At 28.5% G+C, this 15,955-nt stretch carries 17 protein-coding genes; 9 read left to right on the top strand and 8 right to left on the bottom strand.

What is annotated here, in order from left to right; genetic code table 11:
* Positions 1-97 precede the first annotated feature (97 nt).
* Positions 98-1,870, top strand: a complete 1,773-nt coding sequence (gene argS, locus BLV71_RS15720) for an arginine--tRNA ligase (protein WP_093871464.1) — start codon at positions 98-100, stop codon at positions 1,868-1,870.
* A gap of 277 nt (positions 1,871-2,147) precedes the next feature.
* The gene (lpdA, locus tag BLV71_RS15725; protein WP_093871465.1) at positions 2,148-3,536 is read left to right on the top strand and encodes a dihydrolipoyl dehydrogenase; all 1,389 of its coding nucleotides are present in this window, start codon (positions 2,148-2,150) and stop codon (positions 3,534-3,536) included.
* A 71-nt stretch (positions 3,537-3,607) separates the two neighbouring features.
* Here the strand turns inward: lpdA and BLV71_RS15730 are convergent, their stop codons facing one another.
* From BLV71_RS15730 to BLV71_RS15760, 7 genes are all read right to left on the bottom strand, one after another.
* Complete coding sequence (locus tag BLV71_RS15730; RefSeq protein ID WP_093871466.1) at positions 3,608-5,383, bottom strand: hypothetical protein; 1,776 nt, start codon at positions 5,381-5,383, stop codon at positions 3,608-3,610.
* 10 nt (positions 5,384-5,393) lie between these two features.
* Complete coding sequence (locus tag BLV71_RS15735; protein WP_093871467.1) at positions 5,394-5,816, bottom strand: hypothetical protein; 423 nt, start codon at positions 5,814-5,816, stop codon at positions 5,394-5,396.
* Positions 5,817-6,007: 191 nt separating this feature from the next.
* Positions 6,008-6,874 (bottom strand): pirin family protein, encoded by an 867-nt coding sequence (locus BLV71_RS15740; RefSeq protein ID WP_093871468.1) that lies wholly within the window; start codon positions 6,872-6,874, stop codon positions 6,008-6,010.
* Positions 6,875-6,883: 9 nt separating this feature from the next.
* Positions 6,884-7,321 carry a MarR family winged helix-turn-helix transcriptional regulator gene (locus tag BLV71_RS15745; protein ID WP_093871469.1) on the bottom strand — a complete coding sequence of 146 codons (438 nt, stop codon included), beginning with the start codon at positions 7,319-7,321 and terminating at the stop codon, positions 6,884-6,886.
* Positions 7,322-7,408: 87 nt separating this feature from the next.
* Positions 7,409-7,939: an NADPH-dependent FMN reductase gene (locus BLV71_RS15750; protein ID WP_093871470.1), complete on the bottom strand. Its 531-nt coding sequence runs from the start codon at positions 7,937-7,939 to the stop codon at positions 7,409-7,411.
* 3 nt (positions 7,940-7,942) lie between these two features.
* Positions 7,943-8,347: an OsmC family protein gene (locus BLV71_RS15755; RefSeq protein ID WP_093871471.1), complete on the bottom strand. Its 405-nt coding sequence runs from the start codon at positions 8,345-8,347 to the stop codon at positions 7,943-7,945.
* A 1-nt stretch (position 8,348) separates the two neighbouring features.
* Positions 8,349-8,699, bottom strand: a complete 351-nt coding sequence (locus tag BLV71_RS15760; RefSeq protein WP_093871472.1) for a DoxX family protein — start codon at positions 8,697-8,699, stop codon at positions 8,349-8,351.
* Positions 8,700-8,849: 150 nt separating this feature from the next.
* Between BLV71_RS15760 and BLV71_RS19075 the strand changes: the two genes are divergently transcribed.
* From BLV71_RS19075 to BLV71_RS15790, 6 genes are all read left to right on the top strand, one after another.
* Positions 8,850-9,803 (top strand): bifunctional helix-turn-helix transcriptional regulator/GNAT family N-acetyltransferase, encoded by a 954-nt coding sequence (locus BLV71_RS19075; RefSeq protein ID WP_093871473.1) that lies wholly within the window; start codon positions 8,850-8,852, stop codon positions 9,801-9,803.
* Between the two features lie 10 nt (positions 9,804-9,813).
* A complete protein-coding gene (locus tag BLV71_RS15770; protein ID WP_093871474.1) occupies positions 9,814-10,179 on the top strand; it encodes a cupin domain-containing protein in 366 nt (121 codons plus the stop codon).
* Between the two features lie 125 nt (positions 10,180-10,304).
* Positions 10,305-11,699 (top strand): pyridoxal phosphate-dependent decarboxylase family protein, encoded by a 1,395-nt coding sequence (locus BLV71_RS15775; RefSeq protein ID WP_093871475.1) that lies wholly within the window; start codon positions 10,305-10,307, stop codon positions 11,697-11,699.
* A gap of 73 nt (positions 11,700-11,772) precedes the next feature.
* A complete protein-coding gene (locus BLV71_RS15780) occupies positions 11,773-12,183 on the top strand; it encodes a DUF6557 family protein (protein ID WP_093871476.1) in 411 nt (136 codons plus the stop codon).
* Positions 12,184-12,195: 12 nt separating this feature from the next.
* Positions 12,196-12,732: a GNAT family N-acetyltransferase gene (locus tag BLV71_RS15785; RefSeq protein ID WP_233487109.1), complete on the top strand. Its 537-nt coding sequence runs from the start codon at positions 12,196-12,198 to the stop codon at positions 12,730-12,732.
* Between the two features lie 19 nt (positions 12,733-12,751).
* A complete protein-coding gene (locus BLV71_RS15790) occupies positions 12,752-13,546 on the top strand; it encodes a hypothetical protein (RefSeq protein ID WP_093871478.1) in 795 nt (264 codons plus the stop codon).
* A gap of 36 nt (positions 13,547-13,582) precedes the next feature.
* Here BLV71_RS15790 and BLV71_RS15795 read toward each other — a convergent pair whose 3' ends face one another.
* Positions 13,583-14,878, bottom strand: coding sequence for a phosphatidylserine decarboxylase (locus BLV71_RS15795; RefSeq protein ID WP_093871479.1), 1,296 nt, complete (start codon positions 14,876-14,878; stop codon positions 13,583-13,585).
* 472 nt (positions 14,879-15,350) lie between these two features.
* Between BLV71_RS15795 and BLV71_RS15800 the strand changes: the two genes are divergently transcribed.
* Positions 15,351-15,920 (top strand): Crp/Fnr family transcriptional regulator, encoded by a 570-nt coding sequence (locus BLV71_RS15800; RefSeq protein WP_093871480.1) that lies wholly within the window; start codon positions 15,351-15,353, stop codon positions 15,918-15,920.
* Positions 15,921-15,955: the final 35 nt, after the last annotated feature.

Raw genomic sequence — 15,955 nt, forward strand, 5'->3', positions numbered from 1 at the left:
TTAAATCATTGCAAAAATACCTATATAAATTGTTAGAATCACTTTAAATATCATCCAAATAAATTATGTAATTTTGCACATCAATTTTTAATAAATAATGAGTATTCAAACCTTAATAGAAACTAAAGTAAAAGAAGGATTTTTAGCCTTGTATAATATTGAAATTCCAAGTGTTGAATTTCAAGCAACTCGTAAAGATTTTGAAGGAGACATCACTGTTGTTGTGTTCCCTTTACTGCGGTACAAAAAAGGAAATCCAGTTCAAATTGGTGAAGATTTAGGTAAGTACTTAGTAGAAAACATAGAAGAAATAACTAATTATAATGTAGTTAAAGGTTTTTTAAATTTAGTAATTGACGATTCTTTTTATGTAAACTTCTTTAACCAAATTTCAACTAACACTTCATATGGCTTTGTAAATGAAAACAAGATTGATGCTCGTATGGTTGAATATTCATCTCCTAACACCAACAAACCTTTACATTTAGGGCATGTTAGAAATGTGTTACTTGGATATTCGGTTGCTGAAATATTAAAAGCATCTGGAAAGAAAGTTTACAAAACTCAGATTATTAATGATCGTGGTATTCATATTTGTAAGTCTATGTTGGCTTGGGAAAAGTTCGGTAACGGAGAAACTCCAAACTCAACAGGTTTAAAAGGTGATAAATTAGTAGGTAATTATTATGTGAAGTTTGACCAAGAATATAAAAAAGAGATTGCTGCGTTAATTGCTTCTGGTATTTCTGAAGATGATGCAAAAAAGCAAGCTCCATTATTTATAGAAGCTCAAGAAATGCTTCGTAAATGGGAATCTGGTGATGAAGAAGTTGTAGCCTTATGGGAAACTATGAATGGATGGGTGTATAAAGGTTTCGATGTTACTTATAAAAATATAGGTGTAGATTTCGATAAATTATACTACGAGAGTAATACTTACTTATTAGGTAAAGATGTTATTGAAGAGGGGTTAAAAACGAATGTTTTTTTAAAAAAGGAAGATGGTTCTGTTTGGTGTAATTTAACTGATGAAGGTTTAGATGAAAAACTAGTATTACGTTCTGATGGAACTGCTGTTTATATGACGCAAGATATTGGTACTGCCATTCAACGTTCTAAAGACATGCCTGATGTTGGTGGAATGGTATATACAGTTGGTAATGAACAAGATTATCACTTTAAAGTATTATTCTTAATTCTTAAAAAGTTAGGGTATTCTTGGGCTAGTCAACTACATCATTTAAGTTACGGAATGGTTGATTTACCTTCTGGAAAAATGAAATCTCGTGAAGGTACAGTAGTAGATGCAGATGATTTAATGGATGAAATGACTGATACAGCGCGTACTATTTCTCAAGAACTAGGGAAATTAGAAGGGTATTCTAATGAAGAGAAAGAAGAATTGTATAAAATTATTGGATTAGGAGCTTTAAAATATTTTATCTTAAAAGTAGATCCTAAAAAGAGAATTTTATTTGATCCAAAATCTTCGGTAGATTTTCAAGGAAATACAGGGCCTTTTATTCAATACACCTATGCTAGAATTCAATCAATTATAAGAAAAGCAACTTTTGATTATTCTCAACCTGTAGCTATTGAATTACACGATAAAGAAAAAGAATTAATTAAGCAATTAGAATTATATCCTGAAATAATTCAGCAAGCTGCTAATAATTATTCACCAGCAGTTATTGCAAATTACACCTACGAATTGGTTAAAGAGTTTAATTCTTTCTACCAAAACGTACATATTTTAGGAGAAGAAGATCAAGATAAAAAAACATTTAGAGTTCAGCTAGCTAAAAAAGTTGCTAATACTATAAAGTCTGCATTTAATTTATTAGGAATTCAGGTTCCTGAAAGAATGTAGAAAAGTTAGCAGGTATTCCTGCGTTAGGGATTAGGGCGGCATCCTTTTTAAAACATTATAAAGTAAGCGTCTTTACGAGGACAAGGGACGAAGTAATCTCATAGGATTAAGAGATTACCACAGTTTACAAAAAAGTAAACTTCGTAATGACACGTTTTAAAAAGATATAGAGGAAAGCCCGTTAAAACGCCCAAAACAATTTATTTGTGATTTTTATTAGTAAAATCATTGAAACCGTAGAATAATAATATAACAAACAACAAGTAAAATAAACGACATGAAATACGACGTATTAATAATCGGAAGTGGTCCTGGAGGTTATGTAACAGCTATTAGAGCATCTCAATTAGGCTTTAAAACTGCTGTAATAGAAAAAGAAAACTTAGGTGGAATTTGCTTAAACTGGGGATGTATTCCTACAAAAGCTTTATTAAAATCTGCTCAAGTATATGATTATTTAAAACATGTTGACGAGTATGGTTTAAAAGCTGAAGCTATTGATAAAGACTTTGAAGCTGTAATTAAACGTAGTCGTGGTGTTGCTGAAGGAATGAGCAAAGGAGTTCAGTTCTTAATGAAGAAAAATAAAATTGACATCATTGATGGTTTTGGTAAAGTAAAAACTGGTAAAAAAGTAGATGTTACTGCTGAAGATGGAACTGTTACTGAATATAGTGCTGATACTATTATTATAGCTACAGGTGCTCGTTCAAGAGTGTTACCAAACTTACCTCAAGATGGTAAAAAAGTAATTGGTTACCGTGAAGCTATGAGTTTGCCAAAACAACCAAAGTCTATGATTGTTGTAGGTTCTGGTGCTATTGGTGTTGAGTTTGCACACTTCTATAATTCTATGGGAACTGAGGTAACTATCGTTGAATTTATGCCAACTATTGTTCCTGTTGAAGATAAAGATGTTTCTAAACAAATGGAACGTTCTTTTAAGAAATCAGGTATTAAAATAATGACAAGTTCTTCTGTTGAATCTGTAGATACTTCTGGAGAAGGAGTAAAAGCAACAGTTAAAACTAAAAAAGGAGAACAAATTTTAGAAGCTGACATCGTATTATCCGCTGTTGGTATTAAAACTAACATCGAAAACATTGGTTTAGAAGATGTTGGAATTATTACTGATAGAGATAAAATTTTAGTAAACGATTGGTATCAAACTAATATCCCTGGATACTACGCAATTGGTGATGTAACTCCTGGGCCTGCACTTGCTCACGTTGCTTCTGCTGAAGGAATTACTTGTGTTGAAAAATTAGCAGGTTTACATACAGAAGCTATTGACTATGGAAACATTCCTGGTTGTACCTATGCTACTCCAGAAATTGCTTCAGTTGGATTAACTGAGGCCAAGGCAAAAGAAGCTGGTTATGAATTAAAAGTTGGTAAATTCCCATTCTCTGCATCAGGAAAAGCAAAAGCAGCTGGAACTCCAGATGGTTTTGTTAAAGTAATTTTCGATGCTAAATATGGTGAATGGTTAGGTTGCCATATGATTGGAGCTGGTGTTACAGATATGATTGCAGAAGCAGTTTTAGGTCGTAAATTAGAAACTACAGGACATGAAGTTTTAAAAGCTATTCACCCTCACCCTACTATGAGTGAAGCGGTAATGGAAGCTGTTGCTGATGCTTATGATGAAGTAATTCATTTATAAAAAAATCAGAAAACATTTTTATATAAATAAAAAAAGAGCGCAAGATGCGCTCTTTTTTTATTCTGTAATAATTAATTATTCGTAGATCTTACTGTACCAATGTTAAATGAAGGTACTGGTAATTTTAGTCCAAAAAACCAATAAGGATCACCAGTAAATACATTAATAGCTATCCCAGACTGCACATAATCATGAAGTAAAGAAACTACAACACCAACTCCTAACTCGGGAACATCATCAGCATCAAAATCTGGTGCAGACATATGTAAACCTACTCCCCAATCAAAAATTCTATTATAAGTGACACTTTTTCTTCGTGCTTTTTGATCCCAAATACCTTTAAAAATTAAATTATAATATGGTGCCATTTGAAACTGCGTTTTTACTTCAGTATTTGCTAATGGATCAGCAAAAATAACACCTACAGATCCTTCTAAATGAGGAAGAACTTTATACATATAAACCTCTCTATTTTCACTATATAATAATTTTTTCTTTGAATTAACTTCTAACTTAAAAGCAATTCTATCTCCACTTTTTCTTTTTCCTGTAGTTATTAAATCTAAATCCGTTTGCTTAGGTATATCCTTTAATGATAATTTAAATACTTTATTACTAAATTTCAACAATGAAAAATCAATAGGTGTCCCTGATAATAGTTCATTTATAGCACCTACAATTTCATTGTTAAAGGCAATTCTTATCCATGAATCTAAATTATCTTTTAATTTATTTACTGTACTCTCTAAATTTTCATGACTTCCTAACGCTTTAATTTTAGTATATAATGAAGTACTCTTTATTAAAAGTTTCTTTCCTTCTTTATCTATTAAATCTATATCATTTTTAATTTGAGATATCACTTGAAAAACAATACTCTGATTATTAAATGTTAAATTTTCATAATAAGTAACTCGTTCTTTAATTTCTTTCTCAAAAACTTCTAAATCGCTTTTAAAACTAGTAAAATCAACAATAATTTGATTTACCTCTGTTGCAACAGGTAGCGCTCTTAAATCTTCATTAATTTGATTTACAAGCATTTCTAATTCATTAGAAAATATCTTTTTTAAATAAGTTAATTGATTATATACTATATTTTTTAAAGCCGTAAGTCCACTAGTTTTATTCTCCTGAGTTAATTTACTGAATTCTTCAAATTCTTTTAACTGTTCTTCAGTAGGTAAAATTTGCCAACGTTGTACCTCATACGGTTTTTTAGGTGCTATAGAGTCAAAACCAGGTAAGTGTAATGACTCTGTTTGCCCATTATTAGATAACCAAGCACCAAATTGAACATAAACACCTTCTTTATCTGCATATTCTTCAAGTTCCTTTATTAATTTATCTAATTCTTTTTGAGCTGCATCATACATGTATTCCAACCTGTACCTTTGAAAATTAACATTCTCCTCTTTTAAAATATCAGCTAAATCAATAACGTCTCTGGCTATTTTACTCATTTCTCTAGCCCATTCCTTGTTTTTTTCATTACTAGTATCTTCTTTAAATTCATTGTAATTATAAGCACTCAAAGTAGCATTAAATGATTTTAAAAGACTTTTCCTAGACTCCAATATTTTAGTGAAAAACTTTATTTTTTCTACAATACTAGTTGAAACTCCATTTGTGTTTTGTCTTGCTTTTTCTAAAATTACATTTTTATTTAGATCAATTTGTAAAACACTATTAATATCAACAACTATGTTATTTTTATAATCATCCTTGTTTTTTTCGTAACCGCCATCTCTATCTCTTTCCAAAACTGAAATAACTTTTTCTTGTCCTATACTAGTTATACTTTGTATGAGTAATAAAACTAAAAAAATATAATGTGATGCTTTCATCTTTTCTTTTTTAAATACTTAAATTTTTATCAAATGCCCAGGCTCTAAAAATTGATCTTTCTATATAATACATAGGCTTATTAGCATACTTTTGTGTTAACACTGCATCTCCAATATTATTAAAAACATTAGTAATTGAAAAAAAGATGTATTCTTGAATAGCATCCCATTTTATTGTATCTAATCTAGGATTTACATGTAGACTACTCAATAAGTCATTTAGCAATATAGGGTTCTTGGCCTGAACTACACGAACTCCTTTAAAAAAATGATCATCTGAATTAATTAAAGAAGATATTTTTGTTAAAACTGTTTCAGCTGTATTGCTATTACCTATTACTAATAATATTACAACTGGATCATTGAATAAATCATTCAATGTTGCTTCTGCATCAGCTTTGTTTGTTTCTGATAAGAAAATAGGGTTAATCATAATGTTTGGTTATAGTTTTTAGTTGTTTACAAAATATTGAAAATTAATTAAATACTACAAAAGGTTTTGCACTAATTTTTATTAGTTATTACCCTATACTTCTTTTACTTAAATAAAAAATCTCAACGTTAAATTTAACGCTGAGATTTTTAAGTGCATAACTTTTATAAAAACTATTTAAATATTAATTTCTAATATAGAAAACCCATTTTACCTTGTTTATAATCTCTTAAAGCTTCCATTATTTCAGTTTGTGAATTCATTACATAGGGCCCCCAAGATGTTACTTTCTCTTTAATTGGTTCACCAGAAAGGAACAACAATACACTTCCTTTTTCAGCTTCTAACTCAATCCTACTTCCTTCTTCTTTAAAAGTTATCATTTGGTTTTCACCTTTCAATAAAGTCGTTTCTTTATTTATAATAGCTTTACCTTGTAATAAATACACAAGTGCTTTATGACCTTCAGGAACATCAAACTCAATTTCTCCGTTATTTTTAGCTTCAATAGTGAATACATTTACTGAAGTTTGCGTTTTTATTAACCCTTGTTTATTCTTCTGCCCTCCAGCAATTACTTTTAATAAAATACTTTTATCAATATTTTCAACAATAGGTATCTGTGATGCTTTAATATGCTGATAGTTAGCAGGAATCATTTTTTTATTAGCAGGAAGATTAAGCCACAATTGGATTCCTTCTAAATCTCCGGTTTTTTCAATAAATTCTTTTGTAGGTCCTTCAGAATGTACAATTCCTCTACCTGCTGTTACCCATTGAACATCACCTGCTTCTACAATCACTTCGTTACCTAAAGAATCTCTATGCAACTGTTCTCCTTTAAATAATAAAGTTATTGGTTCAAAACCTCTATGAGGATGTGCACCTACATCAAAAGGATTATTAAAAGGACTAATAGCATAAGGCCCATAATGGTGAAGTAATAAAAAAGGATCAACCATTTCTATACCTTCAACTGGCAAAGGTTGTCGTAACCTAATATTCCCCATATTTACTATAGGACTCTCACTTATTTTATGAACTATTTTTAAATCCATTTTATTTTTTTATCTTAATTTATCTAATAAATCACTTAACTGTACAGCTTCTTCTTCAGTTAAATTTTCAAAAAAATCAAATTCAATGGTATTACCAATATCAGATAGTAATGTTAAACCACTTTCAGAAATTTTTATAAACACTACTCTTCTATCTGTATTGCATCTATATCTTTCTATAAACTTTTTATCACATAATTTATCCATTAAACGTGTTGCATTGGGTGCACGTTCAATCATTCTATCTTTTATTAATTGTACTTTTACTGGCTTACCTGCTCCTCGTAAAATTCTAAGAATATTATATTGCTGTGGTGAAATACCATAAGGTTTAAAAAATTCATTCTCCTTACTCGTCAACCAATTTGCAGTATATTTAATATTAATAAAAGCTTTTACTTTATCATTTGGAAACGTTGATTTAATGTCTTTTGAAATATCTCCCATTTCTTTTATTTTTTCTCTTACAAAATTATAAAAACCTTAAATAATTACCAAGGAATATATTTACAATTCATAATATGTAAACTCAAATTATAATGAAGTTTTTAACTTATTAACCAATTCTTTTAGTTGGTCATTATACTCTTCATTAATTAAACCACCGTCTTTAAAATTTTCAGAAAAAGAGGGTAAAGAAAAATCTGCTACAATTCTTCCTCCCATATAAGGAAAACCAGCTTTTGCTATAGATAGAACTGAACTTCCTCCTCTAGCCCCAGGTGAAGTTGCCATTAAAAGCATTGGAATATTATTCCACAATTTTTGCTGAATTCTTGACATCCAATCGTACGTATTTTTAAAAACTGCTGAAAAATTACCATTATGCTCTGCTAAAGAAAGTATAATACCATCAGCACCATGAATTTCATCTAAGAACTTACTTGCATTTTTTGGAATACCATTATTTGTTTCTTCATCAATTCCGTAAACTGGAAGTGTAAAATCATTTAAATCTAAAACTGATACTTCAACATTATTTAACAAACTACTTGCATACTCTGCTAATTGTTTATTAATTGAATTAACACTATTACTACCTGCAAATACCACTACTTTTTTCATTTTTTATTTAATTTTTGAAATTATAGGTGTTTCACCCTTTACCATTTTTGCTACTGGACATTTACCAGCTATTTCCAATAATCTTTTTCTTTGTTTATCGGTTACTTCTTTTTCAAAAGAAATTTCTTCTTCTAATATTTTTTGTACACCTTCAGAAGTTAATTTTTCCTTTTGATAAACATTAACTGTTATTTTACCTAAATCCCACCCTTTGTGTTTTGCATACATCCTAAGTGTTATTGATACACATCCACCTATTGCTGTTAATAAATACTCAACTGGTGTAGGACCGTTATCATCACCTCCTTTATTAGTTGGTTCATCTATAACTACAAAGTGATTTCTCATTTTAGACTCAGCTAAATAATCACGATTACTCAATGTTACTTTAGAAACTGTTGTTGCCATATTATGCTTTCTTATCAAAGATATATGAAACAACCAATAAAATTAATGCCACTAAAGCTGCAAATTGCCCACCATCTGAAATCATTACATGCGCAAAAAACGCCAAAATAAAAGCAAAAAAGAATCCTGCATACGCCCATTCTCTGAAAAACTTTCCTTTAAAAAACCAAATGGCAATTAAACCTAAAATTTTTGCAATTGCGTATGGATATATTATATAAGTTGGATATCCAAATCCTGTGAACATTCCTGCAACTTCTGCATGATTAAAAAAATACATTCCTGCTGAAAACAACATTAACAAAGTCAATAAACCTGTTGATACGTAAAAAATAATTTTATTCTTATTCATTGTATTATATTTTAAATTTAATGCAAATATACATTTTATTTTCCATGGTATATAATTTTATGGAAAATATTATTTATACTTATATAAATTAATTTGATATTAAAAATTCATATATTTGCATAAGTACTTATATAAATACTTATTTAAAATATGATAGACGCATTAAAAGGTATAGGAGAAATTGGCATGGGGTCACGACTTAAAAGAGTTAGTGACTATATGATGCGAGAAACTCAACTAGTATATAACGAATTCAATATAGATTTCGACCCCTATTTATTTCCTGTTTTCAAAATCATTAAAAATAAAAATGGTGTTACGAATACTGAGATTAATGCTAGTTTAAAAACATCACAACCCGCAACTACTCAAACTCTTAACAAACTGATAAAAAAACAACTTATAATACTAAAAGAAGATAAACATGATAAGAGAAAGAAAATTATTTTCTTATCAAAAAAAGGAATTGAACTAATACAAAAGATAACTCCACTTTGGGAAAGTATTGAACATATTATTAAAGAATACACCGCTATACAATCAAATTCATTAATTGAACATCTAAATATTTTAGAAGAAAAATTTAATCAAAAAGATTTTAGTCAAGCGATAATTGAACATGTAAAAATGAATACAACAACAAAAACAATTGAAATTGTAGATTTTAAAAATGAGTACTCAACTTCTTTTTACAACTTAAATATTGAATGGTTAAAATCCTTCTTTTATGTAGAAGCTTTTGATGAAGAAGTATTAAGTAATCCTGAAAAATATATTATTAATAAAGGAGGTCATATTTTCTTTGCAAAATTAGGTGCTGAAATTGTTGGAACCGTTGCTCTAATGCCAAAAGATGGGACTTATGAGTTAACAAAAATGGCAGTGTCACCAAATTACAGAGGCCATAAAATTGGTCAACAATTAATGCAACATTGCATTGACTTTGCTACTAAAAATAACTTTAAGAGCTTAATATTATACTCTAATAGAAAACTTGAAAACGCTATTTATATTTATAGGAAATATAACTTCATTGAAATTCCTGTTGAAGAAGACTCTCCATATGAACGAAGTGATATTAAAATGAAATTAAACCTAAACTAACTTTTAAATTATGAAAATAGAATTAAATAAAGAGGCTAATAAATTACAAAACTATTTTTCCCCTAAAATAATTTCTGAAGTTAATGATGAATACGTTAAAATAGCAAAAATTAAAGGTCAAGAAATTCCCTGGCACAATCATGATAAAGAAGATGAGTTATTTTATATTATTGAAGGTTCTCTTTTAATGGAAATAGAAAATAAACCTAATTTTGTAATGAATACTGGCGATTTATTTGTTGTACCAAAAGGTGTTAACCATAGAGTTTCTTCATCTGAAGATTGTTTAATCATGCTTATTGAATCTAAATCTGCAAAACATACTGGCGATATAGAATCTACAATTACAAAATCTATTGATGACCAAAAATATTAGTATTTATTATAGTAAGCATTAAAACTTCAATCGATACATCTAAATCTTTATTAGATAAAATTCAATCACTATGATTAAAATAATCTAGTGAATAGGTAATAAATTGTTAATACTAATTAGAAAAAATGAGTGAAATTCAAAATAAAATGTTTCAAGAAATTAGAAGCAAAGAAATATTTAACCAAGTGCAACAATATTCGTATGAATATTTAAATTCTATTTTTAATAGGAACGTTTATCCTTCAGAAGAAGCACTAGATAATTTGTCTGTTTTTAATGAAGAACTTCCTGAAAATTCAACAAAAGCTACAAAAGTTATTGAGCAATTAAATACATATGGTAACCCAGCTACTACTGCAACATTAGGTGGTAGGTATTTTGGTTTTGTAGCTGGGAGTGCTGTTCCGGTAGGATTAGCTGCAAAAAGTCTAGGCACATACTGGGATCAAGCACCAGCAATGAATGTTCTTTCTCCCATTGGTAGTAAATTAGAATCTGTTGTAGAAAAATGGCTTGTTAATTTATTTAATTTACCAAAAAAAACCTCAGCAGGATTTGTTAGTGGAACATCAACAGCAAACTTATGTGGTTTAGCTGCTGCTAGATATCGAATTTTGGAAAGAAACAATTGGAACATCAATGAAAAAGGGCTTAGAAATTCACCCAAAATAAGAATTGTTACAAGTAAACAAGCACATTCTACAGTTTTAAAAGCTGTAGGTATTTTAGGCTTAGGCAAAGAAAATATAGAATGGGTAGATGTAGATAAACAAGGGAGAATTATACCCGAAGAAATTCCTGAATTGGATGCAAACACTATTTTGGTATTACAGGCTGGTAATGTAAACAGTGGAGCTTTCGATAATTTTGAAATTATTTGTAAAAAAGCTAAAAAAGCCAATACTTGGGTACATATTGATGGAGCCTTCGGATTATGGGCCGAAGCAGTAAATGAATTAAAATATTTAACTAAAGGGCTTGAAAATGCTTCCTCTTGGGCTGTAGATGGTCATAAAACATTAAATACTCCGTATGATTGTGGAATTATACTATGTGCAGATCAAGAAGCTATGACTTCTGCACTTCATATGTCTGGTAGTTATATTGTAGAAAGCTCGGAAAGGGATGGAATGTTTTATACTCCTGAAATGTCTCGTAGAGCTAGAATAATAGAGTTATGGTCAATAATGAAATATCTAGGAAAAAAAGGAATCGATGAAATGATTTTAACAATGAACCAAAGAGCTAAACAGTTTGCCAATGAAATAGAAAAAATAACTGGCTTTTATGTTGAAAATGAAATTGTTTTTAATCAAGTAATTGTAAGATGTGATTCAGATAAAATTACAGAGAATGTTTTACTTAATATTCAACAGTTAAGAGAATGTTGGTTAGGAGGTTCAATATGGTTTGAAAAAAAAGTAATGAGAGTTAGTATTTGCTCTTGGGCAACAACAGAAAGTGATATTACAAAAGCTGTCAAATCATTTGAAAAAGCACTAGAAATATCAAAAAAATAAATACTTTTTTATTTAATTTGAATAGAACACCTTTTAAGTTATTAATTAACTATACCTCATAATTATTAAAAATTTGATTTTAAAAAACATAATAAACAATTGTAACTGGGAAGATATTCAACTTGAGTTAATAAAATATTATCCTGAATTGAAAAATTCACTTCCAGATTTTAAAAAAGTATTTATAGAGTTAAATAATCTTCCTATTGTAGAAAATGAATTTATTCTTTTTATACAGAAAGTAGAAATTGAAGGCGAAGATTTTTATATTAGAGTTTCTGGAATTGGTGAAATTAATGAGTTAGGTAATTCATATAATATTTCAGCTATAAATTGGAAAAAATGGCTTGCCATGAAAATTCACCCAATTAGTTTAAAAAATTTCACAAATGCTGAAATAATTGCACACTCATTGTACGAAATGACATTTTTAGGTTTTAGTGAAAATGAAATTGATTCTAATCTAGAGAAAATTGAAAATTAATTACCAAACAAAATGATTATATTTGGTTTAATGACAATTAAAAAAGTAACGATTCAAGATATTGAAAGCTTAAAAGAAATAAGTAAATTGACTTTTATTGAAACTTATTCTTCTAAAAACAGCTATGAAAATATGGCTAAATATTTGGAAAATGAATTTTCTACTGAAAAAATTACAAATGATTTAACCAATCCAAAAATTGAATTTTACTTTGCTATACTTAACAAAATAATTGTAGGATATTTAAAGGTAAATTTCAAAGAAGCTCAAACTGAAATAAAAGATGAAAACGCACTAGAAATTGAACGTATTTATGTGTTAAAAGAATTTCATCGTAAAAAAATTGGACAAGCCCTTTATGAGAAAACAATTGAAATAGCCACAAGAAATCATATAAAATATATTTGGTTAGGAGTTTGGGAACAAAACTATAAGGCCATTCGCTTTTATGAAAAAAATAATTTTATTGCTTTTGATAAGCATGTTTTTATGCTTGGTAATGACAAACAAACTGACATTATGATGAAATTAGATATAAAAAAAGCATAATTAAAAAAACTACTGAAGAATGAAAATGAAATTCACACTACTACTCTACTTTTCATTATACGCCTCTGTATCATTCGCATGCCTATCTACAACTCAATTTAAAATATTTCCTATTGGTATAAGTAATTCAAAAATAATAACTTTTGATGTTTATATTTATAGAGGAGGATACATAGACAAGAAGAATACTGATGATTTTGTATTTCCTAAAACCTCGTGGTCTTTAAAGTCTTTTATCGGAATTTATGATTTAAATGGAAAATTAATATCTAAAGAAGCTCTAGATGTATCAGAAATAAGAAAAGACGAATACCTTAAAGGACTTAAAATTTCTTACAAAAAGGGAATTCAAACTATAAAAAGCAAATTTAAAAATTTAACTTTTTTTGAACCTGAATATATTTCATTTTGTAATTTTCAAAAAAAATGTGAAATTTTAGAAATTATTCATACTAAAAAAACTCAAAAGAATTTTTTAATCTATCAAAATAAAAAACAACTAATAAACTTAAATAGATTCAAAGAATTTAAAAGAAGTATGCAATATTCTGATGACTTAACTTCTTATTATATAAGTTCAACTAGAACATATAAAACTGATAAATTTGAAATTGTAATTGGGCATTTACAAAATGGACAGGGATTATCTACACACCAAACTTCAATTAATAAAAACAATAGCGAAAATAACAAGCTAGAAAACAAACCAGATTTTGAGTTCAATAAATTAGAAAATGCTGTTTATAAAGAACCTTTATTACATCATGCATATGGGTTTGATTTTCTTATTGTTTCCAAAAAACAAAAAAGGTAGTTTTGTTTCAAAACTACCTTTTTTCTAACTAATTTATTATCTATTCCAGTAAACAGAAGTCTGTCCGTATTGGAAATGAATAGGTTGATGTGATGGATCTTGTTGAAACATATATAACTCATGTGGAGGCTTTTCAAATAACATAATAATATCTGACCCTCCAAACCTAAACTTTCCAAACTCTTGGCCTTTAACTACTTTTTTGCCTTGAAGCTCAGTATACATATCAACACCTGATACTTGGCACATTCCTATTGGTAAAATAGCTACTTTTCCTACTTCTGGTCCTGCATCCATAATTACCAATCCTCTTGCTTGTGTAAACTCATATCCATTTTCTCCACCATCTGGAGCATCAAACTGTCCATTTGAAGCAGTTTCTACATTTAAATATACTTTACCTTCTACTGGTAAAATTTCTAAAATTTCACCACTTACTGGTGTATGAAAGCGATGATAATCAAACGGACTTAAAAAATAATGTATAAATGTACCTCCATAAAAATTCTCACCATATTTACTAAACTGCAATAGCTCATCTACAGTTCCAATAGTATGAGTTCCTTTCAATGTAATTTCATCAACATTTCCTTCTTTATCAATTGGATAAAAAGCTTTAAAAGTACAATCTGCTGGAGACACAATAGTTGTATTATCTTCAGGACTTGCTATAGGACGTAATGGAGATATTCCTGTTTTTGGATCTGCTTGATTAAACTCTCTATAAAAAAATTGATTGAAAGTTTTCCAACTTTTTTCGTTATCTGAATATAAAGGAAAATTATAAACGCTTTCTCCTAAACTATTTTTATCATCTTTAAACGATTTTAAAGTTTCATCATTTAATGATGCTTCAGTATCTAAGAAAGTACCCCAAGCATTTGCAAAACTCACCAACCAATTGGCAAATTCAGGATAGCTTTGCATTGTTTTTCCTTCTGAGTCTTCTTGATCTATTAACCAATATGATTGGCAAAGTAAATCATACACTTTTTGATTGTATCCATTTTTTGTTCCATCACTTGTCCAAGCATTTGGATATTCAGGATCTCTACTTTCATTAGGAATCATTTTCACATAAAGATCTAAATAATCATAATAAGCATCAACAGTTACTGGCCAACCTTTACCTTTAAACTCTTTATCAATTGCTTTGTAAAGATCATTGTTTAAAGGAGGTATATTTTTATCAGGACTACCATATTTAGATAATTCAACTGCCTTTTTTAATGATTCTCCCAAACTTTTTGACATTGCTGAATCGCCATCTAAAATACTTTTCAGTTGCTCAACAACTGCTTCATGAGTTTTAATAGTTTTCACTGCCTCCATAATTAATAAAGTTTTAAATAATTCCTACTCTTTTAAAATAGGTTTTTCGGATACCACCTATAAAAACAATCATAGCCAATCAATCAAAATCCAGTATTATTTACTTTAAATATTAAATGATTAAACAACATCTGACACAATAAACTCGACTAATAATTATAGAGTCAGACAATTCAAATTTGTAGAATTAATAAGTTTATTTTAAAAAAAATGTCATGAATATATAGTTTTCACTCATAAAAGCAACAATTATAGTAATAGGAGAAATAAAATAATCAGTAATACAACTATACCTAAAACTTAGGCAGTTATTAATACTCTTTTAAAACAGGTAATTGAATATTAATAACTGTGAGATAAGTTCTAATATTTATTCTCTGTTTGTTTTCTTAAAAACTGTAGATTTCTTTTTAAAAGTCATGAATATAAATAGAATACCATTACATTTATTAAGTAATTAAATAAAGCAACAATGTTTTCTGAAATATCTAAATTTTTCAAAACTGAATACCCCTTAAATGAACATGGGTTAGAAGAACTTTTTTCTCTATTTAAAATAGGCCATTATAAAAAAGGAAACTTGATACTAAAAGAAAATGAGAAGGAAAAACAACTACGCTTTCTTAACAAAGGTTTAGTTAGAGAGTTTTATTCAAACCATGAGAAAGAAATCAACATAAATTTTTATACAAAACCCCTATTCATTACTGATTTATTAACTTTTAATCAAAACTCTACTACTCTTAAAAATCAAGAATGTCTTTCTTCTGTAGAAATTTTAAGTATTGAAAGAAAATCATTTTTTAATCTTTTAAAAAAATATGAATGTGGAAAATCATTTGTTGAAGCGTCATTTCAAAAACTATTAAAGCAAAAAGAATTACTTGAATTTAACCGTATTACCAAAACACCAGAAGAATTATATAATGAACTAATTATATATAAATCCGATTGGCTTCAATCTATACCTCAATACCATATTGCTTCATACCTAAACATAACTCCTGAAACATTGAGTCGTATTAGAAAAAGAATTTCTTGATTTGAATCAATGGTCATTATTTATTTAGAATAGAC

The organism is Tenacibaculum sp. MAR_2010_89, from assembly GCF_900105985.1.
Classification (GTDB): domain Bacteria; phylum Bacteroidota; class Bacteroidia; order Flavobacteriales; family Flavobacteriaceae; genus Polaribacter; species Polaribacter halocynthiae.